General features: G+C 56.7%; 30 protein-coding genes. 14 read left to right on the forward strand and 16 right to left on the reverse strand.

The window, feature by feature from the left end; genetic code table 11:
- Nucleotides 1–34: 34 nt before the first annotated feature.
- Nucleotides 35–1,672 carry a PI-PLC domain-containing protein gene (locus tag KGD89_RS25885; protein WP_025257833.1) on the forward strand — a complete coding sequence of 546 codons (1,638 nt, stop codon included), beginning with the start codon at nucleotides 35–37 and terminating at the stop codon, nucleotides 1,670–1,672.
- A 65-nt stretch (nucleotides 1,673–1,737) separates the two neighbouring features.
- On the opposite strand, the gene KGD89_RS00315 is transcribed toward KGD89_RS25885, so the two are convergent.
- Both KGD89_RS00315 and prlC read right to left on the reverse strand, forming a co-directional pair.
- Nucleotides 1,738–2,025 (reverse strand): YheV family putative zinc ribbon protein, encoded by a 288-nt coding sequence (locus KGD89_RS00315; RefSeq protein WP_025257834.1) that lies wholly within the window; start codon nucleotides 2,023–2,025, stop codon nucleotides 1,738–1,740.
- Nucleotides 2,022–4,073, reverse strand: coding sequence for an oligopeptidase A (prlC, locus tag KGD89_RS00320; RefSeq protein ID WP_025257835.1), 2,052 nt, complete (start codon nucleotides 4,071–4,073; stop codon nucleotides 2,022–2,024). Before prlC ends, KGD89_RS00315 begins: the two co-directional genes overlap by 4 nt.
- 112 nt (nucleotides 4,074–4,185) lie before the next feature.
- Between prlC and KGD89_RS00325 the strand changes: the two genes are divergently transcribed.
- Nucleotides 4,186–4,731 (forward strand): gamma carbonic anhydrase family protein, encoded by a 546-nt coding sequence (locus KGD89_RS00325; RefSeq protein WP_025257836.1) that lies wholly within the window; start codon nucleotides 4,186–4,188, stop codon nucleotides 4,729–4,731.
- A gap of 40 nt (nucleotides 4,732–4,771) precedes the next feature.
- Complete coding sequence (locus KGD89_RS00330; protein ID WP_025257837.1) at nucleotides 4,772–5,419, forward strand: HAD family hydrolase; 648 nt, start codon at nucleotides 4,772–4,774, stop codon at nucleotides 5,417–5,419.
- A 27-nt stretch (nucleotides 5,420–5,446) separates the two neighbouring features.
- Here the strand turns inward: KGD89_RS00330 and KGD89_RS00335 are convergent, their stop codons facing one another.
- Nucleotides 5,447–6,511, reverse strand: coding sequence for an aminopeptidase (locus tag KGD89_RS00335; RefSeq protein ID WP_025257838.1), 1,065 nt, complete (start codon nucleotides 6,509–6,511; stop codon nucleotides 5,447–5,449).
- Between the two features lie 94 nt (nucleotides 6,512–6,605).
- On the opposite strand from KGD89_RS00335, the gene KGD89_RS00340 reads away from it, so the two are divergent.
- Nucleotides 6,606–7,019 carry a PA0061/PA0062 family lipoprotein gene (locus tag KGD89_RS00340; protein ID WP_025257839.1) on the forward strand — a complete coding sequence of 138 codons (414 nt, stop codon included), beginning with the start codon at nucleotides 6,606–6,608 and terminating at the stop codon, nucleotides 7,017–7,019.
- Here KGD89_RS00340 and KGD89_RS00345 read toward each other — a convergent pair whose 3' ends face one another.
- Nucleotides 7,020–7,253 carry a DUF1161 domain-containing protein gene (locus tag KGD89_RS00345; protein ID WP_025257840.1) on the reverse strand — a complete coding sequence of 78 codons (234 nt, stop codon included), beginning with the start codon at nucleotides 7,251–7,253 and terminating at the stop codon, nucleotides 7,020–7,022.
- A 143-nt stretch (nucleotides 7,254–7,396) separates the two neighbouring features.
- The gene (locus KGD89_RS00350; RefSeq protein WP_025257841.1) at nucleotides 7,397–7,828 is read right to left on the reverse strand and encodes an OsmC family protein; all 432 of its coding nucleotides are present in this window, start codon (nucleotides 7,826–7,828) and stop codon (nucleotides 7,397–7,399) included.
- Between the two features lie 198 nt (nucleotides 7,829–8,026).
- On the opposite strand from KGD89_RS00350, the gene KGD89_RS00355 reads away from it, so the two are divergent.
- On the forward strand, nucleotides 8,027–9,028 hold the full coding sequence (locus KGD89_RS00355) for an LLM class flavin-dependent oxidoreductase (RefSeq protein WP_025257842.1): 1,002 nt from the start codon (nucleotides 8,027–8,029) through the stop codon (nucleotides 9,026–9,028).
- A gap of 115 nt (nucleotides 9,029–9,143) precedes the next feature.
- Here the strand turns inward: KGD89_RS00355 and KGD89_RS00360 are convergent, their stop codons facing one another.
- Together KGD89_RS00360 and KGD89_RS00365 are read right to left on the reverse strand one after the other, a co-directional pair.
- Nucleotides 9,144–9,368, reverse strand: a complete 225-nt coding sequence (locus KGD89_RS00360) for a DUF1161 domain-containing protein (RefSeq protein ID WP_025257843.1) — start codon at nucleotides 9,366–9,368, stop codon at nucleotides 9,144–9,146.
- A gap of 143 nt (nucleotides 9,369–9,511) precedes the next feature.
- Nucleotides 9,512–9,727, reverse strand: coding sequence for a dodecin (locus KGD89_RS00365; protein ID WP_025257844.1), 216 nt, complete (start codon nucleotides 9,725–9,727; stop codon nucleotides 9,512–9,514).
- 166 nt (nucleotides 9,728–9,893) lie between these two features.
- On the opposite strand from KGD89_RS00365, the gene KGD89_RS00370 reads away from it, so the two are divergent.
- Complete coding sequence (locus KGD89_RS00370) at nucleotides 9,894–10,220, forward strand: DUF883 family protein (RefSeq protein ID WP_025257845.1); 327 nt, start codon at nucleotides 9,894–9,896, stop codon at nucleotides 10,218–10,220.
- On the opposite strand, the gene KGD89_RS00375 is transcribed toward KGD89_RS00370, so the two are convergent.
- The gene (locus KGD89_RS00375; RefSeq protein WP_038399719.1) at nucleotides 10,221–11,129 is read right to left on the reverse strand and encodes a LysR family transcriptional regulator; all 909 of its coding nucleotides are present in this window, start codon (nucleotides 11,127–11,129) and stop codon (nucleotides 10,221–10,223) included.
- A gap of 128 nt (nucleotides 11,130–11,257) precedes the next feature.
- Between KGD89_RS00375 and trpB the strand changes: the two genes are divergently transcribed.
- From trpB to KGD89_RS00405, 6 genes are all read left to right on the forward strand, one after another.
- The gene (trpB, locus tag KGD89_RS00380; RefSeq protein ID WP_025257846.1) at nucleotides 11,258–12,487 is read left to right on the forward strand and encodes a tryptophan synthase subunit beta; all 1,230 of its coding nucleotides are present in this window, start codon (nucleotides 11,258–11,260) and stop codon (nucleotides 12,485–12,487) included.
- Nucleotides 12,484–13,296 (forward strand): tryptophan synthase subunit alpha, encoded by an 813-nt coding sequence (trpA, locus tag KGD89_RS00385; protein WP_025257847.1) that lies wholly within the window; start codon nucleotides 12,484–12,486, stop codon nucleotides 13,294–13,296. The genes trpB and trpA overlap by 4 nt, the downstream gene beginning before the upstream one ends.
- Nucleotides 13,297–13,531: 235 nt before the next feature.
- On the forward strand, nucleotides 13,532–14,278 hold the full coding sequence (locus KGD89_RS00390; protein ID WP_025257848.1) for a 2OG-Fe dioxygenase family protein: 747 nt from the start codon (nucleotides 13,532–13,534) through the stop codon (nucleotides 14,276–14,278).
- 61 nt (nucleotides 14,279–14,339) lie between these two features.
- Nucleotides 14,340–14,717: a GNAT family N-acetyltransferase gene (locus KGD89_RS00395; RefSeq protein ID WP_025257849.1), complete on the forward strand. Its 378-nt coding sequence runs from the start codon at nucleotides 14,340–14,342 to the stop codon at nucleotides 14,715–14,717.
- Between the two features lie 23 nt (nucleotides 14,718–14,740).
- Complete coding sequence (locus tag KGD89_RS00400; protein WP_038400123.1) at nucleotides 14,741–15,430, forward strand: AzlC family ABC transporter permease; 690 nt, start codon at nucleotides 14,741–14,743, stop codon at nucleotides 15,428–15,430.
- A complete protein-coding gene (locus tag KGD89_RS00405; protein WP_074569063.1) occupies nucleotides 15,409–15,726 on the forward strand; it encodes an AzlD domain-containing protein in 318 nt (105 codons plus the stop codon). The genes KGD89_RS00400 and KGD89_RS00405 overlap by 22 nt, the downstream gene beginning before the upstream one ends.
- Here the strand turns inward: KGD89_RS00405 and KGD89_RS00410 are convergent.
- The 3 genes from KGD89_RS00410 to KGD89_RS00420 form a co-directional block, all read right to left on the reverse strand.
- A complete protein-coding gene (locus KGD89_RS00410; protein WP_025257852.1) occupies nucleotides 15,643–16,566 on the reverse strand; it encodes a LysR family transcriptional regulator in 924 nt (307 codons plus the stop codon). The two genes, KGD89_RS00405 and KGD89_RS00410, sit on opposite strands and share 84 nt — an antisense overlap.
- A 167-nt stretch (nucleotides 16,567–16,733) precedes the next feature.
- Complete coding sequence (locus KGD89_RS00415) at nucleotides 16,734–17,066, reverse strand: DOPA 4,5-dioxygenase family protein (protein WP_025257853.1); 333 nt, start codon at nucleotides 17,064–17,066, stop codon at nucleotides 16,734–16,736.
- Nucleotides 17,067–17,117: 51 nt separating this feature from the next.
- Complete coding sequence (locus KGD89_RS00420; RefSeq protein WP_025257854.1) at nucleotides 17,118–18,068, reverse strand: choline sulfate utilization transcriptional regulator; 951 nt, start codon at nucleotides 18,066–18,068, stop codon at nucleotides 17,118–17,120.
- Nucleotides 18,069–18,182: 114 nt separating this feature from the next.
- On the opposite strand from KGD89_RS00420, the gene betC reads away from it, so the two are divergent.
- A complete protein-coding gene (gene betC / locus KGD89_RS00425; protein WP_025257855.1) occupies nucleotides 18,183–19,688 on the forward strand; it encodes a choline-sulfatase in 1,506 nt (501 codons plus the stop codon).
- A 38-nt stretch (nucleotides 19,689–19,726) separates the two neighbouring features.
- The gene (locus KGD89_RS00430) at nucleotides 19,727–20,653 is read left to right on the forward strand and encodes a choline ABC transporter substrate-binding protein (protein WP_025257856.1); all 927 of its coding nucleotides are present in this window, start codon (nucleotides 19,727–19,729) and stop codon (nucleotides 20,651–20,653) included.
- Between the two features lie 47 nt (nucleotides 20,654–20,700).
- On the opposite strand, the gene KGD89_RS00435 is transcribed toward KGD89_RS00430, so the two are convergent.
- From KGD89_RS00435 to KGD89_RS00455, 5 genes are all read right to left on the reverse strand, one after another.
- Entirely contained in the window at nucleotides 20,701–20,964 is a 264-nt protein-coding gene (locus KGD89_RS00435; RefSeq protein WP_025257857.1) for a PAAR domain-containing protein, read from the reverse strand.
- 98 nt (nucleotides 20,965–21,062) lie between these two features.
- On the reverse strand, nucleotides 21,063–21,578 hold the full coding sequence (locus KGD89_RS00440) for a hypothetical protein (RefSeq protein WP_025257858.1): 516 nt from the start codon (nucleotides 21,576–21,578) through the stop codon (nucleotides 21,063–21,065).
- Nucleotides 21,579–21,589: 11 nt separating this feature from the next.
- The gene (locus tag KGD89_RS26555) at nucleotides 21,590–22,735 is read right to left on the reverse strand and encodes an RHS repeat domain-containing protein (RefSeq protein ID WP_025257859.1); all 1,146 of its coding nucleotides are present in this window, start codon (nucleotides 22,733–22,735) and stop codon (nucleotides 21,590–21,592) included.
- 109 nt (nucleotides 22,736–22,844) lie between these two features.
- Complete coding sequence (locus KGD89_RS00450; RefSeq protein ID WP_025257860.1) at nucleotides 22,845–23,108, reverse strand: PAAR domain-containing protein; 264 nt, start codon at nucleotides 23,106–23,108, stop codon at nucleotides 22,845–22,847.
- A 281-nt stretch (nucleotides 23,109–23,389) separates the two neighbouring features.
- Nucleotides 23,390–23,827 (reverse strand): SMI1/KNR4 family protein, encoded by a 438-nt coding sequence (locus tag KGD89_RS00455; RefSeq protein WP_081741905.1) that lies wholly within the window; start codon nucleotides 23,825–23,827, stop codon nucleotides 23,390–23,392.
- Between the last annotated feature and the right edge of the window lies 1 nt (nucleotide 23,828).

A 23,828-nucleotide genomic window follows, 5' to 3' on the forward strand; every position in this document is an offset into this window, starting at 1 on the left:
TAGAAACTGACAACTATTGAAAAGGATTTCAATCGTGAGCACGAAATATGCATTTAATACCCTGGTTGGGGCATCGCTCCTGACACTTGCACTGACAACTGCGCAAGCGTCCGGCTTCGCGGACAAGAATAAACCCTTTGACCAGTATCACTGGGTCACCACCCATAATTCCTACGAGAAGATCAATCAGAATCTGGCGGAACTGCCCAGGCAACTGAAAGACGGTGTTCGGGGTTTCATGCTGGATCTCTATACCGACAAAAAGTCAGGCTTCAACCGTATCAAGGTCTGCCATAAAACCATTGCTTGCTACGGCCCGCTGGGCAATCAGCTAAAGAATGAGTTCATTCCTTTTCTGAAAAACAACACGTCGGAAGTGGTGACTCTGTTTTTCGAGACGTATGTCAGCCGTGACGATTTGCAGGAAGTCTTCAATGCGATACCCGAGCTTGCAGACTACTCGTTCAACCCGGCGAATTTTGAGACCTCGGGTTGGCCAACCCTGGCAGCCATGGCCCAGAAAAATAACCGCCTTATCATGATGACCGATAAGCGTGAAGTCAGTGGGCAGTACCGGGTCGGATCAAAGACCATTACCGTCTTGTTCGATAAGGACTGGTTGACGCAGAACAAGTGGGACACCTTGGGTGGTGCGGCTTCCAATCTTTATGCCGCCCACAATTTTTCCTGCCCCACACGCTGGCCAGATGTACCTCTGGATACCAGAAAAGTCGCCAGATCTACAGGCAAGCAATGGAATCGCCTGTTCCTGATGAACCAGTTTCATACCGCCACTTCTACCATTCCTGATTCTGCCAAGTACGACAATAACCTGACCTACCTGATGCGGCGTACGGCCAACTGCGGGAATGAGCCGAATTTCATCGGTATCAATAATTACCAGAACGGCGATGCCTTTTCCTACGCACGCACCTTGAGCCAGGGTGGCATTTATTTATGGGAAGGCTCTGATGCCGACAGGAAAAAAGACACCGTCTGCGCCATTCCCAGCGGTTCCCGGACTCTTCTTCTGCCGACCCAAGGCTGTGAAAACGATGAGGCTCAATCCATGTCGTTATCCGGCATTACCAAAGGCACCCGAATCACGGTATTCGACAATGGCGGTGGTAGCCGCGAAGATGATTACGCCATTATCGACGTGAAGCGAGACATCGGGATCAAAGAGCATGTTGTGGTTTCAGGTTTTGAACAGAATCGCAATAACGCAGACTATCAAATCATCCATGTTCGCAATAATGGTTTGAACGGGAAAATTTCCCGTATTGAAGTAGGTCGAACACCGGGTAACTTCTCTGATGCGGCCATTGCATTCTATGAGGGAAACAACCTCGACAAAAATCTCGACTGTACGGTTCCTTTCAACCGTGCCCATAACGTCAAGATGAAAAATAACAGTTTTGGCTGCTCAAACGATGAAATTCGTTCTGCCCGAATTCTCAAGGCCGGCGCGGGTACATCGTTTACTCTGGTCGGACATCCTTATGGCGATTTTTCACAAGGCCGAACAATCGTCACCATCAAGCGTGATATTCGATGGCCGGTCACGATTCCAAGTTTCAATGCCTCTTATGAAAACAGTGATGTAAAAGTCGAGGCCAGCCAATCGATTGATGGCAAGATCTCGTTTGGTTATTTCAAGGGTAAACAATAAGGCGGTTGTTTCTTGAGGGTATAAAAAAGGGCGCTCAGTCGAGCGCCCTTTTCATCATCAGGCATTCAACTCGGATCCACCGGCTTTTTCAGCTTCGGATTCGGGAAAAACTGCACGCCCTGAACCTTTGGATCAGCCGGTTTTGGCGTCGCCTTGTTGACCCGTGTTCCCAGCTCTTTGGGAACTGACAGGCCCTGTTCATTGAGCGTATCGCTGTAGCCGCAACCCACGCATTCACGATGGGGAACGTCGTCTTCGCTCCACATCTTCAGCTTGTCGGGCTCACTGCACGCCGGGCAGACAGCCCCGGCGATGAAGCGCTTCTTGGTAATGACTACCGGTGTATCGGTCATGCTGCCGCTTCCTCACTCAAGCCACTGTGACGCAAGAGTGCGTCAATCGAAGGCTCGCGTCCGCGGAAATCGACGAACAACACCATCGGCGCCTGGGAGCCGCCACGGGCCAGGATGGCTTCGCGGAAGGCACGGCCAGTCTCGGCGTTGAGTACACCGTCTTCCTCGAATCGGGAGAACGCATCGGCGGACAGCACTTCAGCCCACTTGTAGCTGTAGTAACCGGCTGCATAACCGCCCGCGAAGATATGCGCGAAGCTGTTCGGGAAGCGGTTATAGGCTGGCGGTCGCATGACCGAGACTTCATCGCGGATGCCTTCAAGCACGTCCAGTACGCCCCGACCGTCGCCATGGGTAGCATGCAGCTCGAAGTCGAACAGCGAGAACTCCAACTGACGGACCATCATCAGGCCTGACTGGAAGTTCTTGGCAGCGAGCATTTTTTCCAGCAGGTCCTGAGGCAGCGCTTCGCCGCTCTCGTAGTGGCCGGAAATCAGGGCCAGGCCTTCAGGCTCCCAGCACCAGTTTTCCATGAACTGGCTTGGCAGTTCGACGGCATCCCACGCCACGCCGTTGATCCCGGAAACACCGGCATGCTCGACGCGGGTCAGCAGGTGATGCAGGCCATGACCGAATTCGTGGAACAGGGTGGTGACTTCATCGTGGGTCAGCAAGGCAGGCTTGCCGCCCACGGCTGGCGTGAAGTTGCATACCAGATTCGCCACCGGGTTTTGCAGGCGGCCTTCGGCGGTGCGGCGACGGTCGCGAGCGCCATCCATCCAGGCGCCGCCACGCTTGTTGGCGCGGGCATACAGGTCGAAGAAGAAACGCCCGACGTGCTGGCCGTTTTCCTTGATCTCGAAGAGGCGAACATCCGGGTGCCAGGTGTCGAAGCCTTTCTGTTCGGCGATTTCAATGCCGTACAGGCGCTGGACGATTGCGAACAGGCCGCTCAGCACTTTATCGATAGGGAAATAGGCGCGCAGGATTTCCTGGGAAACGCTGTAGCGCTGCTCGCGCAGTTTTTCGCCGTAGAAACCGCTGTCCCAGCTTTGCAGGTCCGGGCAACCCTGTTCGGCGGCATACGCCTTGAGCTGCTTGAGGTCCTGTTCGGCAAAAGGTTTGCTGCGCTTGGCCAGATCCCGCAGGAAGCTCAGCACCTGATCGCTGGACTCGGCCATCTTGGTCGCCAGGCTCAGTTCGGAGAAGCTGGCGAAGCCCAACAGTTGTGCCAGTTCCTGACGCAGGTCGAGGATCTGCGCCATGACCGGACCGTTGTCGTTCTTGCCGGCATTCGGGCCTTGATCCGAGGCGCGTGTGCAGTAGGCCGCGTAGACTTCTTCGCGCAGGGCGCGGTCTTCGGCGTAGGTCATTACCGCGTAATAGCTCGGGAATTCCAGGGTAATCAGGAAACCTTCCAGATCCTTGGCCTTGGCGGCGGCCGCCATCTGTTGCTTGGCCGAATCGGTCAGACCCGCGAGGGCGGATTCGTCAGTGACCAGTTTGGTCCAGGCCTGGGTCGCGTCGAGCAACTGGTTGGAGAACTGGCTGCCCAGCTCCGACAGCTTGCTTTGCACTTCGGCATAACGCTTCTGCTGCTCGGGCGGCAGGTCGATACCCGAAAGGCGGAAGTCGCGCAGCGATTGCTCCAGAATAGTCTTCTGGCCGACGTCGAAGTCGGCCGCTTCCGGGCTGTTGGCCAGGGCTTCATAGGCCTGGAACAGCTCGCGGTTCTGGCCCATTTCGGTGGAGTAAGCGCTCAATGCAGGCAGGCACGACTCGTAGGCTTCGCGCAGTTCGGCGCTGTTGCAGACGGCATTCAGGTGGCTGACCGGGCTCCAGGCGGCTCCCAGGCGGTCATTCAATTCATCCATCGCCAGTATCAGACCGGCCCAGGTGGGGGTCGAACCCTGCCTGGCAAGAATGTCGGCAATCGCGGCGCGGTTATCGGCCAGGATCTGCTCGATGGCAGGTTTTACGTGCTCGGCACGGATCGCCGAGAAAGGAGGCAGGTCGTACGATTGCAGAAGAGGGTTGTTCGCGCTCACGGTTTTGCACCTTGGCTGGAAGAAACACTCACGCATCTTAATTACAATCGACGCCGACCGCAGCACTCAAACCTGCATCGCGCCTCTATCACCCGTAAAGAAGGAGTCTATCGTGGCCATTCGCAAGTTCCAGGACCACACCCCAGCCCTTGGCGAGCGAGCGTTCGTCGATCATTCGGCCGTGGTGATCGGCGATGTCGAGATCGGTGCTGACAGCTCCGTCTGGCCACTGACCGTGATTCGTGGTGACATGCATCGCATCCGCATCGGTGCCCGCACCAGCGTGCAGGACGGCAGTGTGTTGCACATTACCCATGCGGGACCGTTCAACCCTGACGGCTTTCCATTACTGATTGGTGACGAAGTGACCATCGGCCACAAGGCGATGCTGCATGGCTGCACCATCGGCAACCGTATTCTGATCGGCATGGGTACGACCATCATGGATGGTGCGGTGGTCGAGGATGAGGTCATCATCGGCGCTGGCAGCCTGGTGCCGCCCGGTAAAGTGCTGGAAAGCGGGTTTCTGTATGTGGGGCGTCCAGTCAAACAGGCCCGTCCTCTGACTGAAAAGGAAATTGCCTTTTTCCCTTATAGTGCGAGCAATTACGTGAAGCTCAAGGATCAGCATCTGGCCGAAGGTTATGACCAGCCCTGAGTTATCCACAAGCCCTTTTACGCATTACTGGCGAGACTTCATGCATTACCAGAATATTCTGTTCGACCTCGACGGCACACTGACCGACCCGCGCCTGGGGATAACCCGTTCTATCCAGTTTGCCCTGGCGAAGCTGGGGATCGACGAACCGGACATCACCCGGCTCGAACATTTCATCGGCCCTCCATTGCTGCAGGCGTTCATGCAGTTTTATGAGATGGACGAAGCCCGTGCCTGGGAAGCCGTAGGTTTCTACCGCGAGCGCTTCAAGGTGACCGGGCTTTATGAAAACCAGGTATTCGATGGCGTGCCCGAGCTGCTTGAAACCTTGGGTGGTCAAGGTCGAACGCTGTATATCGCGACGTCAAAGCCTTGGGTTTTCGCCCATGAAATCGCCCGGCACTTTGACTTTGCCAAGTATTTCAAAGTGATTTACGGCAGTGAGCTGGATGGCACCCGCACCGATAAAGTGGAACTGATCGCTCATCTGCTGGAGCAGGAGCGTCTGGACCCCAAGCAGACATTGATGATCGGCGACCGCAAGCACGACCTTATCGGCGGCCTGCGCAACGGTCTGGATGTGGCGGCTGTGGGTTATGGTTTTGGCAGTCATGAGGAACTGACAGCGCAATCACCGACCTATCATTTTGTGACGATGGCCCAGATGCATGAAGCTTTTCGCGAATGAATTCGCTTCTACGGGCGGTGTGGGAATTCATTCGCGAAAGCCGCTGAGCTGCTGCAATTTCGCCTTGCGCTGCACCACAGGCAAATCCCCCAGCTTTTCCACGGCATCGAAGAACGCCACCCAGTCACCCTTCACGTGCTTGAACAACGCCTCAAACGCTGGCACCCACTGGTCATAAAGCCCGAAGGGCAGCAGCTTGGCGTTGTTCATCGGTGAGTTGATCCACCCGTCGAAGCGTTTGTCGCCGCTCCATTGCTGGTCACGCAATTGCCGGTACTCACGGCGCAAGCGCTCGAACTCGGCGGCTTTGCGCTCACGCATCAGTTCGGCTGTCAGCGGCTGGCGATACAAGGCCTTGAGCCGCTCCCGGGTATCGAGCACCAATCGAATGAACTGATCCCGGCGTGTGGATTGTGAGACGTTTTCCGGTGACAGGCCTCGTGCAGCCCGCCATTGGCGAGTGCCTTCCTGTTCCACGAAGCTGGCGTAGGATTCGTTGAACTCGGTGTCGTCCTTCACATAAAAGCGCTGATGCGCCAGTTCGTGAAAGATCAGCGTTGCCAGTCGTTCATCGCCCCAGCCCAGCATGGAGCTGAGGATCGGATCATTGAACCAGCCAAGGGTCGAATACGCCTCGACGCCGCTCATGTACACATCCTTGCCGGCCTGACGCTGCAAGGCGGCCTCGCCACGTGCTCCGCCCTGACTGTAATAACCGCGATAGGCCACGCAGCCGGCAATCGGAAAACAGTGGGTGACGGGGTCCAGAGAGAACTCATCGGTGGCGAATACGTTCCATACCACATAAGGGCGGCCCAGATCGGCGTACAGGCGATAGCTCTTGTTGTCCGGCAGATGCAGGTGTGCGCTGGCGAAGGTGCGGGCCTGCTGGGCGTATGCCAGGCGCTGACGCAGTTTCGGGTCGCGGCCGGGGTCGGCGATGATGTCCTCGACGGGCTCTCGCGCCTGCAAGAGATGCAACTGACCACCGGCCAGCTGGCCGTAGTACGAGAGGCTGGAGCATCCACAGAGCAAAACCATCGTCGCTATCGGCAAGCTGCGCCAGAGACGTAAAACATCGAGTCGTGGCATACACGGCCTTCAATACAGGGATAGAGCGCGTTATGCAGGACAGCCAGGGTGTTACGCAACTATCATCGTCATCCGTCCATCTGCGGAGCCTGACATGCGCCCGATAGTCTTGATGCTCGCCTTCGGCACCCTTGTCGGATGCACCACGCCTTTACCCGCCGTCGATCCCGCCATGGCCTGGGTCGATATGCGCACCATGACCGGCAGGCTGGTGATGGCGGACAAGCTCGATGGCAAGAATACCGAGGATGGCCGCTACTTTCAGGTTACTCCCGGCCGTCATGAGCTACAGATCCGCTTCGACTATGAATATCGCTCCGGCGGGCTAGGCATGATCAGTGACGATTACACCGATATCACCTGTTTCATCGATATCGAGTACGACCACTTTGCCGCCGGGCAGCGTTACATGATCGAAGCACGCACCCTGGCCAACGACATTACGGCCAGGCTTTTCGACGCCGAGCGCAAAGTTGTTGCCGAGCAGGGTGATATCCACTGCATCTGATCAGCTGTCGTTTCTCTGGTAGATGATCTTCTGGGTGCCGTTGTCGCAGCTACCCACCACCATGTTCTGGTCGTGGACTTCAGCGTTGGGGACAATTTCCAGCGTGTAGGACGTGACGTTGTTGGCCTGGATCTTGGCCTCGATCTCGTCCTTGAGTTCTTCGCAGGATTTTGGCGCAGCCAGTGCGCTGGTCGTCAGCAGGATGCAGCTGATAGTCAAAGCAAAACGTTTCATGGCCGATTCCTTCGATAAGACGCACAGAACCTTGCCTGTGCTGTAGTCCTTCATACGACCTTCCGGCCCCGCATCTGGTTCTGAGGGACAAAAAAATGACCCGCACAACCGGGTTGTGCGGGCCTGCGGGGTCACGCTATCGATCAGCCGAGCAGCGTGGCATCCAGAGTGATCTTGGCATTCAGCACCTTGGAAACCGGGCAGCCTTCTTTGGCTTGCTTGGTCAACTCATCAAACTGCTGCTGGCTTGCACCTGGGACCTTGGCCTTGAGCACGAGATGAACGGCTGTGATCGAAAATCCGCCGCTGTCCTGATCCAGTGTCACTTCAGCCTGAGTATCGATGCTTTCAGCGGTGAAGCCCGCGTTCCCGAGGATCATCGACAGGGCCATGGAGAAGCAGCCAGCATGGGCTGCGCCGATCAGTTCTTCCGGGTTGGTGCCTTTGCCGCCCTCGAAGCGGGCCTTGAAACCGTAAGGCGCTTCGCGCAGTACGCCCGTTTCAGTGGAGATACTGCCAATGCCACTCTTCAGATCACCTTCCCAATGGGCTGATGCTTTCTTGACGATGCTCATGGTGCCTCCTGATTAAATCGGTAATGTTCCGGCCGTAACCAAGTTTCTGAGGATAGACGGTCTTGGAAAGTTCAACCTATAAGTCCTAGTGTTTTGGTAGGTCTTTTTTGGGGTTGCCATTGAAAAGCAGCGCTTGCGCCCGCACTGCTGTTTCATCATGGGCTCAGCCCAACACATTTCGAGGAGAAGCAGCGGCCTATGAAACGTTTGACGGATGTAAAGATTTCCACCCTTGATCTGGTGCCTGTGCGCCAGGACAAAGGTCCCGCAGAATCACTGCGTAATTCCCTGAACCTGGCTCAGCACGTCGAGAAGCTGGGTTACAACCGCTTCTGGGTGGCAGAGCACCACAACATGGATGGCATCGCGAGTTCGGCGACCTCTGTGCTGCTGGCCTATCTGGCTGGCGGTACTTCGACGATTCGCGTAGGCGCTGGTGGCGTCATGCTGCCCAATCATGCGCCATTGGTCATTGCCGAGCAGTTCGGCACCCTGGCCAGTCTTTATCCCGGTCGTATCGATCTGGGCCTGGGGCGTGCGCCGGGTTCGGACCAGATGACGGCCCGGGCACTGCGTCGCGAGCGTTCCGGCAGCGCCGATGATTTCCCTGACGATGTCACCGAGTTGATGGGCTACCTCGGGCCACGCACGCCTGATCAGAAAGTGATCGCCGTGCCGGGCTCAGGCACCAATGTGCCGATCTGGTTGCTGGGATCGAGCCTGTTCAGCGCGCAACTGGCCGGGATGCGCGGGCTGCCTTATGCCTTTGCCTCGCATTTCGCGCCGCGCTACATGCATGAGGCGATTCGCGTCTATCGCAATCATTTCCAGCCTTCCGAAGTGCTCGACAAGCCTTATGTGATGCTGGGTGTGCCGTTGTCTGCCGCCGACACCGACGAGCGTGCCGAGTACCTGGCGACGTCGGTCTACCAGCGCATTCTGGCGCTGATGCGCGGGCACAGCCTGGTGCAGCGCCCGCCGGTCGAGTCCATGGACAAACTGTGGTTGCCTCACGAGCGAGAGGCCGTTGCGAGCTTTCTGGGGCTGGCGATGGTGGGCGGTCCGGAAAAGATCCGCGCCAAGCTGGATGTGCTGCTGGAACAAACCGATGCCGATGAATTGATCTTCACCTGCGACATGTACGAGCACGAGGATCGTTTACGCTCGTATGAAATCCTGGCGCAGGTTGCGCAGGGATAAAGACACCGCACAGTGTAGGACCGGATTTATCCGGGAAGGCGGCATACCTGACGGTAAAGATCGCCAGCCTTTCGCGAATGAATTCGCCCCTACACGGCGGTGGAGGTGTGCCGGATCAGTTGCGGGTGTAGATGATCTTGTGTCTGCCCCAATCGCAGGAACCGACGATTTTCTGATCTTTCACATCGTCTGTCGGGATGATTTCCAGCGTGTAGGACGAAACCTTGAGCGACTGGAGTTTTGCGTCAATCTCCGCTTTCAGCTCTTCGCAATTCTTGCCCGCCGCCATGGTGGTTCCTGCAAAGCTCAGCAAGGCTGCTACCAATAGAAACTTCTTCATCAATGACACTCCCTCGTGTTGACAAATTCCAGGCACTCCAAAATGAAGCGCGCAATGGCAACTGCCACGCAGTGGTGCGCGGCAGCGGTTTCTATCTGTAGCGGAATTTATGGCAAACGGCCAGTTAAAAGCGTCAGAACCTGTCAGCTATCGGCAATGCGAAAGCCCACTTTGAGGGTGACCTGATAGTGCGCAACCTTTCCGTTTTCGATGTGCCCGCGGGTTTCGGTCACTTCAAACCACTCCAGGTACTGAAGGCTCTTGCTGGCTTCTGCAATCGCATTGTTGATGGCATCTTCAATACTGATGGTAGACGAGCCAACCAGCTCGATCTTCTTGTAGGTATGGTGATCACTCATGGCAGTTCTCCTTGGTAGCCTTCAGAGGCGCGGCAATGGCGGCGCTTAAAGGTTCTGTCAGGAAAAGGCAGAGAAAAGTTCAGCACTTTGCACAAATACCATCGCACTTTCCAAAAAGCCTGGAGTCGGAAACAACACACCTACTCACCACAGCAGGAGAAATACCATGGCTAGCAATTCACTTCGTAAAGCCTCGTTGCAAAGCATGGAAGCGGAGATCGAGAGCCTTCTCAAGTCTTTGGAAAGCCTCAAAGGTGATGCTTCCGAGGAATCGCGCAAGACGCTGAAAAGCCTCAAGGCCAATGCTGAAAATGCGTTGAGCCATTCGCGTCATCTGCTCAGCGATCTCTATGAGGACGTGAAGGTCAAGACTCGTGAAAACGCAATTGCCACGCGTGACTATGCCCAGGAACATCCCTGGACGACCGCGGGTGTTGCAGTCGGGGCTATCGGCCTGCTTGCTGCCTACCTGTTGATCAAACGCGGCGAATGATCATTTTCTGATCGGCTCGATGGAGCGCTCCAGCTCGTTTTTCAACCATTGAGCCAACTGCTGCGCCCGACCGTCTGCAGCGCGTCGGGGCACCCAGAGTGCAAGTCGTGCCGGGGTTTCGCTGAAACCCCAGGGTGCTGCCAGGCGCCCGGCCCGCAGGTCATCCGTGACCAGCGGCTCGGGCGCAATGGCAATGCCCAGTCCTGCCACTGCTGCCTCCAGCAAATAATACAAATGCTCGAAACCCTGACCGTAACGCAGCGCCTGCGGATCGATCCCGTTGTGCTGCGCCCAGCTTGGCCAGGCTTGCGGGCGTGATGTGGTCTGCAACAAGGTTTCGCTCGACAGCGCTTGAGCCGGAGCCTGTCGCAATGCTTCGAAGCGTGTGAAACGAGGGCTCAGCACCGGGCCGATACGCTCGCTGGCCAGCTCGAAAACCTGCATGTCTGCCGGCCATGGCGGCTCGGCAAAGACCAGCAATGCATCCAGACCGGGTCGACGCGGGTCCAGATCGCCCTCACCTGCCGAAAGGTGCAAGCGCAGGTCCGGCAACTCGGCATTCAGACGCCCCAGTCGCGGGATAAACCAGCGCGCCAGCAGGCTGCCGGAACAGCCCAGCACGAACGGAGCATCCGCGCTGCCCTGGCTCAGCTCGGCGCATACATCGCGCAGGCGGTCGAAAGCCTCACCGCTGACTTCGCGCAAACGTACACCGGCATCTGTGAGTTTCAGGCCACGCCCGTCCTTGCTGAACAGGCTGACGCCCAAGTGTTCCTCCAGCGCTTTCAACTGGCGGCTGACCGCGCCGTGGGTCACGTGCAGCTGTTCCGCTGCCTGACTGACGCTGCCCAGGCGGGCGGTGGCTTCAAAAGCGCGCAAGGCATTGAGGGGAGGAAGGTCGCGGCTCATGGTATATGTGAGTTTTCCTGACAGGTTGTGGCGATCTTATCGGTTTTCATCCTGGCGTGCGCTGGTTAAAGTGAGCTCATTGCCGATCCGGCTCAACCCATTCGCCCAAGACTGCAACTGGAGCCCCCATGACCCAGACCAACTATCGCAGCGGCCCTGATGCCAACGGCCTGTTCGGCTCATTTGGTGGCCGCTACGTGGCTGAAACCCTCATGCCGCTGGTGCTTGACCTGAACCGCGAGTACGAAGCCGCCAAGGCCGACCCTGAGTTCGCCGAGCAACTGGCCTACTTCCAGCGCGACTATGTCGGCCGCCCGAACCCGCTGTATTTCGCCGAGCGCCTGACCGAAGCCTGCGGTGGCGCCAAGATCTACTTCAAGCGTGAAGAGCTGAACCACACCGGCGCGCACAAGATCAACAACTGCATTGGCCAGATCCTGCTGGCCAAGCGCATGGGCAAGAAGCGTCTGATCGCTGAAACTGGCGCAGGCATGCACGGCGTTGCCACGGCCACAGTCGCCGCCCGCTTCGGCCTGCCTTGCGTGATCTACATGGGCGCAACCGACATCGAGCGCCAACAGGCCAACGTGTTCCGCATGAAGCTGCTGGGGGCCGAGATCGTGCCTGTCACTTCCGGCACCGGCACCCTGAAAGACGCCATGAACGAAGCCCTGCGCGACTGGGTGACCAACGTCGAAGACACTTTCTACCTGATCGGCACCGTGGCAGGTCCACACCCGTACCCGGCGATGGTCCGTGATTTCCAGTCGATCATCGGCAAGGAAACAAAGGCTCAGATGCAGGAGAAGGAAGGGCGTCTGCCGGACAGTCTGGTGGCGTGCGTGGGCGGTGGTTCCAACGCCATGGGCCTGTTCCATCCGTTCCTCGATGATGCCAGCGTACAAATCATTGGCGTCGAGGCCGGTGGTCACGGCATCGACACCGACAAGCACGCAGCCAGCCTCAACGGCGGCGTCCCTGGCGTATTGCACGGCAACCGTACTTACCTGTTGCAGAACGACGACGGCCAGATCGCTGACGCCCACTCGATTTCCGCCGGCCTGGACTACCCGGGCATCGGCCCCGAGCACGCTTACCTGCATGAAGTGAAGCGCGCCGAGTACGTCAACATCACCGACGAAGAGGCCCTGCAGGCTTTCCATCAATGCTGCCGACTCGAAGGCATCATTCCGGCACTGGAAACCGCCCACGCCCTGGCCGAAGCCATCAAGCGTGCCCCTACCCTGAGCAGTGACCATCTGATGGTCGTGTGCTTCTCCGGTCGCGGTGACAAAGACATGCAAACCGTAATGAGCCACATGGCCGCTGCTGAACAGAACCAGGAGAAGTCGGTATGAGCCGTCTTGAGCAACGTTTCGCCCAGCTGAAAACCGAAGGCCGTGCGGCACTGGTGACTTTCATCACCGCTGGCGATCCTGGCTATGACACTTCCCTGAAAGTCCTCAAAGGGCTGCCCGCGGCTGGCGCTGACGTGATCGAGCTGGGCATGCCCTTCACCGATCCGATGGCTGACGGTGTCGCGATTCAACTGGCGACCCTGCGTGCCCTGGACGCTGGCCAGACCCTGTTGAAAACCCTGCAGATGGTCAGCGAGTTCCGTGCCGAAGACCAGACCACACCTATCGTGCTGATGGGTTACTACAACCCGATTCATCGCTTTGGTGTGGACGCTTTTGTTGCGGCATCCAAGGATGCCGGTGTGGACGGGCTGATCATCGTCGACCTGCCACCTGAGCATGACGCCGAGCTGGCCACGCCTGCCCAGGCTTCTGGCATCGACTTCATTCGCCTGACCACGCCGACCACCGATGACGCACGTCTGCCACGTGTTCTGGAACGCAGTTCCGGTTTCGTCTACTACGTGTCCGTGGCCGGTGTGACCGGTGCCGGTTCGGCCACCACTGAGCACGTCACCGAGGCCATCGCCCGCCTGCGTCGCCATACGTCTCTGCCCATCAGTGTCGGTTTCGGCATTCGTACGCCTGAGCAGGCTGCCGCTATCGCGCGTCTGGCCGATGGTGTGGTGGTCGGTTCTGCGCTGGTGGACAAGATCGCTACAGCCAAATCCCCCGAAGAGGCTGTGGATGGCGTGCTGAGTCTGTGTGCCGCCCTGGCCGATGGCGTACGCAATGCCCGTAATGGCTGAAGATGAAGTTTCTGATGTACAGAGGCTCTTGATCGCAGCGGGTGCAGGCATCGTCTACGCTATCTTCGATGGCGTACTGAATTGATTCAGTATCACATGCGAAACGGGCTGCCTGCTGGTGACGGCAGCCCTTCAGGGGCATCAATCAGGGCTTGATATGCCTGAAATTCTTTTTCATGGAACTATCTGCCGTGACGTCTAAATTAGGCGCTCACCGTAGAAAAGGACCCTGAAAATGCTTGTCTTGAACAAGGAAGTTGGCCACTCGCTACAACGTGACAAGTTTGCAAATGTTCTAGGCAGCGATTTTAGTCTGTACGGTCATTTCGCCGATTTCATCCGGCTCACCAAGAGCTGGGAGAACATGGAGGAGGACAAGTACTACGGGCAGGCCGATTCAGGCATGCGGTTTCGCCGCTATAGCGACTTTGAATACAACCCAGTCACTCGCGACCTGCGCCAACTCGAACATCGAGCTTATGTCCAGTCCACTGCCCATAACCGCTACGTTGGCGGCATGGAGCGGCATTTTCAGGACTTTTCCGAAGAAGTCATCGCTTCGCCGGTCGTGCGCAGCCTTATAGACCTGGATTTTGAAGTCTATAAGCATGTGCTTCCGCCAGATCTGCACAACAAGGTCTGGCAATGCCAGATCCATCAGATCCGTATCGAGATCAAACCGGGCAAGACGCTGGAAATCACGCCCGAAGGCATCCATTGCGATGGTTACCCTTTCAGCGGCGTGCATTTCTGGGGCAAGCAGAACGTCGAGGGCGCCCAGAGCCGGCTGTACAACACCCAGGAAGAACAACTGGCGGCACTCACCTACGATGAAGTGCTGGACACTACTTTCTTCCTGGACCGGGAAATGCGCCATTACGTAACGCCTGCGAGCAATCGCGACCCGCACAAAATCGCCTATCGTCAGATCATGGCTATTTCATTTTCCTTGCCGGGGACGCCTTTTGACATTGTTCGCTGAAAATCTCGAACCCGCAGAAATAGCCCTTCTCAAGCGAGCGACTTATCAGGATGCCGCGTTGCTGGAGAGCTTCTTCCGCTCTTTCAAGGAAGTCGCGTTCTGCCAGTGGCAGGACACCAAATGCCTGCAGAGGATCCTGACTCGCGAAACCACCATCGCCTATCTGGCCAAGGATGCCAAAGGTGATGTCGTTGGTGCGGTTCTGGGTGGGGTACTGGGGACTCGCGGGACCATCAATCATCTGGCGGTCAGCCCCGAGTATCGTGGTCAGGGCGTCGGGCAGTGTCTGGTGGATGCTGCCACCGCAGATATGAAGCGCCTCAATGTGCGACGCATGTTCCTGTTCGTCGACGGCGACAATCTGGTGGGGCGCAATTTCTGGAATAGCCTGGGTTTTCATGAACCCAAAGGCGAAATCACTTGCGAGAAAGACCTTTGAGCAAGCTATCGATCGATCAAACCATGCCGGTTCCCAAGCAGAAATCCAGTGCGTTCGCCGAAGCCAGCCCGGTCGTGGCCGGCTACTTTGCCGTGGCCTTCGTGTTCGGGCTCATGGCGATCAATGCGGGCTTTCCGCTCTGGCTGCCGGTCGCGATGTGTCTGTTCGTGTATGCCGGTGCTTCGCAGTTCGCCGCCCTGGCGCTGATGAGCGCGGGAGCTTCGCTGCCGACCATCATCCTCACGACGTTCCTGATCAATGCCCGGCACATGCTGATGTCGGTGTACATGGCCAAGGCCTTGCGCGCCCTGAAGCTGAGTCGCCTGGAGCGCTTCTGCTATGGCGCGCAACTGACCGACGAGTCGTTTGCCTTCCATAGTGTGCGGCTCGGCAAGGACAAGCCGGTCACGGCCCGCTACCTGATCGGTTTCAACCTCTACTGCCACACCGCGTGGGTGGCCGGCGGCCTGATCGGTGCGCTGTGCGCGCAATATGCGGCGCATCTGGTGAGCTACAAACTCGACTACGCCCTGAGCGCCATGATGCTGTATGTGCTGGTTTCGCTGTGCGATACCCGCAAGAAGCTCATTGCGGCACTGGTTGCCGTGGTTGCCATGGGCGGGCTCAGCCTGCTGGGCGATTCTGCCTTCAACGTATTTATCGCCACACTTCTGGGTTGCGGAGCCGGACTATGCCTGAACAAACGTTCCTGATTCTGGCGGTGGCGGCGATGGTCGCTGTCACGCTGCTGCCACGCACACTGCCGTTGCAGGTCAATACCGAGCACTGGCCGGACTTTATCGCCAAGGCGCTGGAGTACCTGCCTGTGGCAATCGTTGCCGCCATTACCGTAACGCCGCTGCTGATCAAGAACCAGCAACTGCAACTGGATCGTCCCGAGTTTCTTGCCGCGATCCCGACGCTGTTATGCGCATACCTGAGCAGGAATCTGTTTCTCAGTGTGGCGCTGGGTGTGGCGGCCTACATTGCTATCAGCGCTGTCCTGTAATGCTGTGTGGACCACGTAATTCAGGGCCTGGCATGACAGGCTCGAATTGTTCACCACCAGATGCACTTCCAGCGAGTCTTCAAAGCCGGGCACGATGGTCAGGCCGCTGTGTTCGGCAACGCTCCTGGAAACCAGGCCAATGCCGTCCAGCTGCCTGATCAGGGAGAGCGTCAGCGTTTCGCTGCCCGAGTACACAATGCTGGGCGGCTTGCCTTTCTTGGGCGTGCCACCGGCAATGAAGCGCTGGAAGCTGTCGGAGTACGGGCAACTGCTGCTGGGGCGAACCTGGAGCTTTTCGTTGAGCGAAGACAGCGGCGTATCTTTCGGCCCGCAATGCACGCCCACCACCTGGACTTGCACGAAGGGCAGCAGAACGCTGGGTCTGATGGATTGCGGCCCGATCAGCACGGCCATGTCGAAGCTCTCGTGATTGAGCTTGCTCAGGTTCTCCACCGACTCGGCGTAGCTGAATTCCAGCTGGCAATCGTCGAAGGCCTCGATCATGCGCGCCACGATGCAGCGGTTGACCTCGCTCGACAAGGTGCTGTTGAGCGCAACCCGCAGGATCTGCGAGGACGACACATTGAGCGCGGCAACCTTGTTGTCCAGTTGCCGGGAAGCCTCCAGCACCTGTTCCATGTAGGGTTCAAGTTCCTGACCCGCACTGGTCAGGGTCAGGCCCTTGTTGGAGCGCTTGAAAAGCTTGAAGCCAAACTGCGCTTCGACCTTGTTCAACTGCGCGGCCAGTGCCTGGACACTGAGGCAGCAGATTTCGGACGCGGCGGTCAGGGAGCCGCACTGGGCGACTTGCATGAGATTTTTCAGAGTGCGAATGTCCATGTGATGACATCTCCACGGGATAGCGCTATTGGATTCAAACATTACCGACAAACCACTGCTGAAGCCATTTGCATGAAGTGGAAGTCACCCTTCCATGACCTGGAACATCTTCACTGCTTATAGCGGAGCAGGTTATACACAGCTCCGTGTCTCCATGAGCATGCGGTTCAGGTCTTGAATATGGAGACATCAAGAGGTCGGATTTCTCCCATCCAGATGGCGTGTTCGGTGTGATCCTTCAACTCATCGCCCGTGAGCGGGTGTACAAAGACCACCAGATCGTTTCGATTGAGCGCCAGCCACAACATTACATCGGCAAACTGCGAGTGCCCGAACCCCAGTTGGCAGCTCCAGTCCGGATGCGGGCCTACCAGTCGCTCGTGAACCCTCCCCATCTGCACATCAAACTTCGCCGTGGCGGCTTCGCACAAGGCCCGCGCCTGCCCGATGGTCCGGGCATCGAAATAAATGTGGGCGTGATAGCCCTGGACATCCTGCATTGCCAAGTCCTCCCTGATTCAAGATTGTTCCCAGTTATCCACAGATAAGGATCAAACCGCAATCGATGGTAGCGGTTTGCCAGTTAATGAGTCTCCACTAAGTGCCTGTTCACTGGCCAGCCAGTCGACAAACTGCTGCACGACCTGCAGCCGCCGCTTGCGCTGGGGCAAGACCACGTAATAGCCGCAGGCAGAAATTGCCGTGGCCGCGATGGGGCGGCACAACAGGCCCTGATCCAGCAGATCATCCACCAGATGTCGCCAGCCAATGGCAACGCCCTGCCCGGCGATGGCGGCCTGGATCAGCAGTGTGTAATTGTCGAAGCGCAGTTGGCCAGGCGCCGGTGCCTGGGGAATATTGAGTGCCCGAAACACGCCAGCCCAGTCGAACCAGTTATTGTTGCCTTCACTGCGTAAATGCAGCAGCGCAAACTCGCGCAGAGCTTCATTGGGCAAAGGGGTTGTCCGAGCGGCAAGCAGTTTCGGGCTGCACACCGGAAACACCTCTTCGCTGAACAGCCAGCGGCTTTCACCCTGCTTGAAACGCCCGTCCCCGAACAGCACCGCCACATCGATATCCGCGCTGAGCATGCTGTGGCTACGTTCGCTGGTCACCAGACTGACGTCCACATCCGGGTGGTGCTTGTGAAAACGATGCAGACGCGGCATCAGCCAATAGGCCGCAAATGCAAAGTCAGTCGCGACCTGCAGCACCTCGTTCTGATGTTGCTCGGTAATGGCAACCAGGCCGCTGTCCATGGTCTGCAACCCGCTCTGCACATGGCTGAACAGGATTTCTCCGGCCTCGGTCAGCTCGATCCCCCTATAGACCCGGTCGAACAGACGGGTCGCCAATTGTTCTTCCAGGCGCTTTATCTGCTGGCTGATCGCAGGTTGTGTCGTGCCCAGTTCCATGGCCGCTGCTGTGAAACTGCGCAGACGAGCGGCTGCCTCAAAGGCCCGCAACAGATCCAGCGACATGTCACCGAGGGTTTCAAACATAAGCTGTGCTTATCCTAGGCATTGTTTTGTGTGGGCTTTACCTTAAAACCGGAGATCTTCATCCTCGAAGACAGCACTTTCGCATAACTGCTGACAATGGGATGCCGAGATTACATGAAGCGCAAAAATATTCTGTTCATCATGGCCGATCAAATGGCCGCGCCCATGTTGCCGTTCTACGCAGCGTCTCCCGTCAAAATGCCAAACCTGAGTCGCTTGGCTGCCGAGGGCGTGGTGTTCGACTCCGCTTACTGCAACAGCCCGCTGTGTGCACCTTCGCGTTTTACTCTGGTCAGCGGCCAGCTCCCGAGTCGGATCGGTGCCTATGACAATGCCGCGGATTTTCCGGCGGACATCCCGACCTATGCCCACTACCTGCGCGGCCTGGGCTACAAGACCGCGCTGTCGGGCAAGATGCACTTCTGTGGCCCGGACCAGTTGCACGGTTACGAAGAGCGACTGACCAGCGATATCTACCCGGCCGATTATGGCTGGGCGGTGAACTGGGACGAACCGAATGTGCGCCCAAGCTGGTACCACAACATGTCGTCGGTGCTTCAGGCCGGGCCGTGCGTGCGCACCAACCAGCTGGATTTCGATGAAGAAGTGGTGTTCAAGGCTCGCCAATACCTGTTTGATCATGTCCGCCAGGATGGCGACGCGCCGTTTTGCCTGACCGTTTCCATGACCCATCCTCACGACCCGTACACCATCCCCAAGCGCTATTGGGATCTGTACCGCGACGAAGACATCCCGCTGCCGATGGCTCACGCCGATCAGGATGAACTGGACCCGCACTCGCAACGTTTGCTCAAGGTGTATGACCTGTGGGACAAGCCGTTGCCTGTGGACAAGATTCGCGATGCCCGCCGTGCCTACTTCGGTGCTTGCAGCTATATCGACGACAACGTCGGCAAACTGCTGCAAACCCTCGAAGAAACGGGCTTGGCCGAAGACACCATCATCGTGTTCTCGGGCGATCACGGCGACATGCTGGGCGAGCGTGGTCTCTGGTACAAAATGCACTGGTTCGAGATGTCGGCGCGGGTGCCGCTGCTGGTCTACGCGCCGGGCCACTTCAAGGCGGGCCGCGTGAGTGCTTCGGTGTCCACCGCCGATCTGCTGCCGACCTTCGTCGATCTGGCTGAAGGACAACTGGACAGCGGCCTGCCGCTGGATGGCCGCTCGCTGCTGCCGCACCTGCAAGGCGAAGACGGCCACGACGAGGTATTCGGCGAATACATGGCCGAAGGCACCACCAGTCCCTTGATGATGATTCGTCGGGGCGCCTACAAATTCATCTACTCGGAACAGGACCCGTGCCTATTGTTCGATGTGGACAACGATCCAAAGGAACAGGAAGAACTGAGCCAGTCGCCTGTCCATCAACAGATATTCAATGATTTTCTGGCCGAAGCCCGTGCCAGATGGGACATACCGGCGATACACCACCAGGTGCTCGCCAGCCAGCGTCGTCGGCGTTTCGTCGCCAGCACACTGGCCATCGGCAAGCTGAAGAGTTGGGATCACCAGCCACTGGTCGACGCCAGTCAGCAGTACATGCGCAACCATATTGATCTGGACGATCTGGAGCGCAAGGCACGTTATCCACAACCTTGAACCCTGCCATCACCGAGAAAACCAAAAGGGTCATATCCATGAATAAGTTATCCACAGCGCTGGCAGTCGGTGTCATGACGTTATGCAGCCTGGCGGCGCATGCCGCTGACCAGAGTTGCAGCACGGTAAGAATGGCCGATCCTGGCTGGAGCGACATTGCCGCCACCAACGCCATTACCGGGTTGCTGCTCGATGGCCTGGGTTACAAGGCCAAGGTCGACACGTTGGCAGTGCCGATTGCCTTCGGCGGCCTCAAGGACGGCCAGCTTGATGTGTTTCTGGGTAACTGGATGCCTGCGCAACAAGGCTTCTACGACAAGTTCGTGGCCACCGGCGATGTGACCCAACTGGCCAAAAACCTGCAAGGCACCGAATTCACTCTGGCTGTGCCCGATTATGTGTGGGAAGCCGGTGTGCATGACTTCGCCGATCTGAACAAATTCGCCGACAAGTTCAGCAAGAAAATATACGGCATCGGCTCCGGCGCGCCAGCCAACCTGTCGCTGCAGGAGATCATCAAGAAAAACGAATTCGAGCTGGGCGACTGGAAACTGGTGGAGTCCAGCGAACAGGCCATGCTGGCCGAAGTGAACCGCAACGTGAAGAGAAAAGCCTTCGTCGTCTTCCTGGGCTGGACGCCGCACCCCATGAACGTACAGATCAAAGGCATGCGCTACCTCAAGGGCGGCGAGAAATACTTCGGTGAAACCGGTTCGGTCTACACCCTGACCCGCAAAGGCTACGCCGAAGCCTGCCCGAATGTGGGCAAACTGCTGACCAACCTGAGCTTCACCCTGGAAATGGAAAACAGCATCATGGCCGAGGTGGCGAATAAAAAAGTCAGCAATGCCGAGGCTGCCAAAGCCTGGATCAAGGCCAACCCGGCTGTCCTCGAGAAATGGCTCGACGGCGTGAAGACCATCGACGACAAGGATGCATTGGCGGCGGTGAAGGCGAAGTTGTAAAAACGGACTTCTCTCGCAGAGTCAGACCGGGTCTGTGGGAGTCTCGCCTAACCGATCACCGCGCCCTTCGGCCCACTGGCAATCAGGCTGGCACCACAGGCGGTTTTCATGCCATCCAGGGCAACGGGCGTTCCATCCACCGCATAAGTACTGCTGCCCTCGGCGATGGGGAAAATCCCTTTGCACAGAGGGCAACTGACTTTATGGCCCACACCGGCAATGGGCTTGCCGTTGAGGCTGGTTTGAGAGAAGGCTTCGAGGACGACGCCGCCGTGAGTGGTGGAGTCGCCCAGGCGGATGATGTCTTTCACTAAGTACTCCTTTTAATACCTACTTGACGGCATCAATGCGCATCGTATTTATCCTGAATATAAAAACACCTCCACTTATGCCAACCGTGTCAGGGAATTCATCGAAACTCTAATACTCTCTCCCACTCGCCAATTTTTTCAGCAAACTCCCTATCTACTCGTAAAGCATCAAGCTCTTTCATATAAATAGGGTCGTTTTTGATTTTCCTTTCGTCATCTTCACTCAACGCCATAGCCTTTCCACCCTTTTCATTGAGTAAGAAATTTTGAGCCGCGATATAATCATAAGCATCTACAATAGAGCTTTCCGCTGCACTTAAGCTTTCCTCTCCCTCCGAGAAAAACATAAGTAAATCAGAAAGTGCGTACATGTAGAGATTTTTAAATACCTCTTCAGTACTTGCGTCCTGCTCATCTACAACAGCAGAATCGATAATTTTAACAGTGGGTTTGATATTTATTTTATTGGAGTCTGAAGCAAGACATGCCCAAAGCTTATCCAGAAACAAGATGATATCTTTCGGAATATCGACCTTCATCTCCTTAAGCAAGCCACCAAATCGATCAAATGATCTCAGCAGTACAAAAAAAGAAACCTTCTCTGAGTTATTCATTTAAAACCCCACTATCTTTTACGTTTAACAGGTGAAACTGGGTTTGCACCATGATTAAGGATTGCTCCCTCACAAGAGCAACATATAGGGCGACTTGCAGCAATATCAACGACCTTCATGTCATTCTGCGCGGCATATCGGTTGATGATATTAACTTCAGCATGCCCCTCTGGGCCTGAGACATTAGGCACTGAAATAGGTGTGACCCCCAACAGACCGGCCTTTGCCCTCTGAGCCCCTGTCATTCTTCCACGACTGGATGCAGCCACAGTCTGAGTCTCCCCATTGGGGCTAGCCAGAACAGCTACAGCAATTGTTTCACTGTTGAACGCCCTCGGCGATCCACCGGGTTTTATAGATTCGCCATGTATACTGTGAGCCATTTTCTCTAATGGATTCATATTTGAGTCATATCGGCAGCGTGGGCTGAGACCTAACCTGTCAACCCACTCCACCGGATTCGGCGCATACGCATACAGGTTCAACCCACCCGCATACCCAATCGGATCCTTACTAATAAACCGCCCCACCCTCGGATCATAGTACCGATACCGGTTGTAATGCAGCCCAGTCTCGTGATCGTGGTACTGGCCCTGGAAGCGGATCGGGTTGGTCAGGCCGAGCTGTTGGGCTGAGGCCGAGCGTTGTTCCTTGATTTCTCCCCATGCCTTGTATTGCGCGCTCCAGGCGATGTTGCCGTCCTGGTCGGTGAGTTCCTGTGGCGTGCCCAGGTGGTCGCACTGGTACCAGGCCAGGGCGTCGAAGGGTTGGGCTTTTGGCCTGTGGTGCCACAGTGGGTCTTCGTCGAAGTTGTAGGGGCCGCTGTAGTCGGGCTGGTCGAGCAGGTTGATCGGGCTTTGGCGCAGGGCCTGGGCCACGGGCACGAAGCTGCCGGGTTCGTACAGGTAGTGCACGGTGCGGCCGGTGCCGCTTTCGTGCTGTGCCGGGCTGCTTTCCCAGGCGAGGGTGTCGCCGTCCCAGCCGTAGAGGGTGAAACCGCAGCCCAGTTCGCGTTGCTTGCGGGCGTGTTCGTTGCGGTTCCATTGCGAGCCCGCTTCGGGGCGGTGTTGGGTGTGCGCAGTCGAGTGCTTGTACAGACGGCGACCCAGGGCGTCGTAGGCGTAGTCCACTGCCAGGCGCGCATCGTCGAAATGCACCAGCCGGTCGAACAGGTCCCAGGTCAGGCGGCTGTCGGGGGTTATCGGCGAGGATCAGGTTGCCGTTGCCATCGTAGGCAAAGGTTTCGGTCTGGGTCTTTTCGCCCAGTTAACTGGCTACAGCCCCCTTCGGCCCGCTGGCAATCAAACTGGCCCCGCAGGCGGTTTTCATACCGTCGAGGGCCACGGGCGTTCCATCCACCGCATAAGTACTGCTGCCCTCGGCGATGGGGAAAATTCCTTTGCACAGAGGGCAACTGACTTTATGGCCAACACCGGCGATGGGCTTGCCGTTGAGGTCGGTTTGGGAGAAGGCTTCGAGGACGACGCCTCCATGGGTGGTGGAGTCACCCAGGCGGATGATGTCTTTCATAACGTATCTGTCCTCCCTCAACCTATTCCTACTTCAGAGCTTCCCTAAACCATTTAGGTGCCACATTGCCGCCAGCGCAGGTGGCTCGTAACCCAATTCGGTGTAGCGAAATCACAACCCGTGCTCCACCCTGTGGCAGCAACACTCATGAATCTCCAGTTGATGAACTCTCATTCTGAGTGTTATGTCAAATACTTCGGTTTTTCTTGGATCGAACTGTCGGCAAGCAAAGCCTTTTGCGCATCAATCCAATTTTGAAAAACGCAATCCCATGAAAGCGTTTAAAGATCATCACCTACTATTTTCCCCAAAATCGCTAACTCGATCGCCGCCTCGAATGAGGGTGCAATCTCTTTAATTTCCTCAGGGTCAAGATCACCGAAATTCACACAAGAAAATCTTGGCTCCTTTGAAAAGCGATAATCTAATAAAAAGCAAATTGGTCCTCCATCAGACCCAATAGCAAGGACCTCACCACCTAAATAACTATTAATTTTATAACTATCATTCAATTCCAGAATCTGTATTGACGGCCACATCGACAAATAAACACTTTTAATCTTACCCTCGCCACCATCAGACCACTTCATAAACTCTTTATAGTCAGCAGGCAAAGCCAGCCCCACTTTACTTTCTATACCACGTAAAACCGATTCAGAAGCTCCTGTACGAACATGCCAACTAGGAGCAAGAGAAGAAATACATTGAAAAATATTCATT

Origin of the sequence: Pseudomonas cichorii (assembly GCF_018343775.1) — a bacterium.
Classification (GTDB): domain Bacteria; phylum Pseudomonadota; class Gammaproteobacteria; order Pseudomonadales; family Pseudomonadaceae; genus Aquipseudomonas; species Aquipseudomonas cichorii.

Excerpts from the sequence above, each read along its gene's own strand:
- KGD89_RS00440 (WP_025257858.1), bottom strand. The coding sequence starts at position 21,578 with ATGAATAACTCAGAGAAGGTTTCTTTTTTTGTACTGCTGAGATCATTT.
- KGD89_RS00365 (WP_025257844.1), bottom strand. The coding sequence starts at position 9,727 with ATGAGTGATCACCATACCTACAAGAAGATCGAGCTGGTTGGCTCGTCT.
- KGD89_RS00455 (WP_081741905.1), bottom strand. The coding sequence starts at position 23,827 with ATGAATATTTTTCAATGTATTTCTTCTCTTGCTCCTAGTTGGCATGTT.
- KGD89_RS00450 (WP_025257860.1), bottom strand. The coding sequence starts at position 23,108 with ATGAAAGACATCATCCGCCTGGGTGACTCCACCACCCATGGAGGCGTC.
- KGD89_RS00410 (WP_025257852.1), bottom strand. The coding sequence starts at position 16,566 with ATGGACATTCGCACTCTGAAAAATCTCATGCAAGTCGCCCAGTGCGGC.
- KGD89_RS00390 (WP_025257848.1), top strand. The coding sequence starts at position 13,532 with ATGCTTGTCTTGAACAAGGAAGTTGGCCACTCGCTACAACGTGACAAG.
- trpA (WP_025257847.1), top strand. The coding sequence starts at position 12,484 with ATGAGCCGTCTTGAGCAACGTTTCGCCCAGCTGAAAACCGAAGGCCGT.
- KGD89_RS00420 (WP_025257854.1), bottom strand. The coding sequence starts at position 18,068 with ATGTTTGAAACCCTCGGTGACATGTCGCTGGATCTGTTGCGGGCCTTT.
- KGD89_RS00415 (WP_025257853.1), bottom strand. The coding sequence starts at position 17,066 with ATGCAGGATGTCCAGGGCTATCACGCCCACATTTATTTCGATGCCCGG.
- KGD89_RS00335 (WP_025257838.1), bottom strand. The coding sequence starts at position 6,511 with ATGCCACGACTCGATGTTTTACGTCTCTGGCGCAGCTTGCCGATAGCG.
- KGD89_RS00355 (WP_025257842.1), top strand. The coding sequence starts at position 8,027 with ATGAAACGTTTGACGGATGTAAAGATTTCCACCCTTGATCTGGTGCCT.
- KGD89_RS00330 (WP_025257837.1), top strand. The coding sequence starts at position 4,772 with ATGCATTACCAGAATATTCTGTTCGACCTCGACGGCACACTGACCGAC.
- trpB (WP_025257846.1), top strand. The coding sequence starts at position 11,258 with ATGACCCAGACCAACTATCGCAGCGGCCCTGATGCCAACGGCCTGTTC.
- betC (WP_025257855.1), top strand. The coding sequence starts at position 18,183 with ATGAAGCGCAAAAATATTCTGTTCATCATGGCCGATCAAATGGCCGCG.
- KGD89_RS00405 (WP_074569063.1), top strand. The coding sequence starts at position 15,409 with ATGCCTGAACAAACGTTCCTGATTCTGGCGGTGGCGGCGATGGTCGCT.
- KGD89_RS00360 (WP_025257843.1), bottom strand. The coding sequence starts at position 9,368 with ATGAAGAAGTTTCTATTGGTAGCAGCCTTGCTGAGCTTTGCAGGAACC.
- KGD89_RS00345 (WP_025257840.1), bottom strand. The coding sequence starts at position 7,253 with ATGAAACGTTTTGCTTTGACTATCAGCTGCATCCTGCTGACGACCAGC.
- KGD89_RS00370 (WP_025257845.1), top strand. The coding sequence starts at position 9,894 with ATGGCTAGCAATTCACTTCGTAAAGCCTCGTTGCAAAGCATGGAAGCG.
- KGD89_RS00315 (WP_025257834.1), bottom strand. The coding sequence starts at position 2,025 with ATGACCGATACACCGGTAGTCATTACCAAGAAGCGCTTCATCGCCGGG.
- KGD89_RS00430 (WP_025257856.1), top strand. The coding sequence starts at position 19,727 with ATGAATAAGTTATCCACAGCGCTGGCAGTCGGTGTCATGACGTTATGC.
- KGD89_RS00340 (WP_025257839.1), top strand. The coding sequence starts at position 6,606 with ATGCGCCCGATAGTCTTGATGCTCGCCTTCGGCACCCTTGTCGGATGC.
- KGD89_RS00350 (WP_025257841.1), bottom strand. The coding sequence starts at position 7,828 with ATGAGCATCGTCAAGAAAGCATCAGCCCATTGGGAAGGTGATCTGAAG.
- KGD89_RS00400 (WP_038400123.1), top strand. The coding sequence starts at position 14,741 with ATGCCGGTTCCCAAGCAGAAATCCAGTGCGTTCGCCGAAGCCAGCCCG.
- KGD89_RS00375 (WP_038399719.1), bottom strand. The coding sequence starts at position 11,129 with ATGAGCCGCGACCTTCCTCCCCTCAATGCCTTGCGCGCTTTTGAAGCC.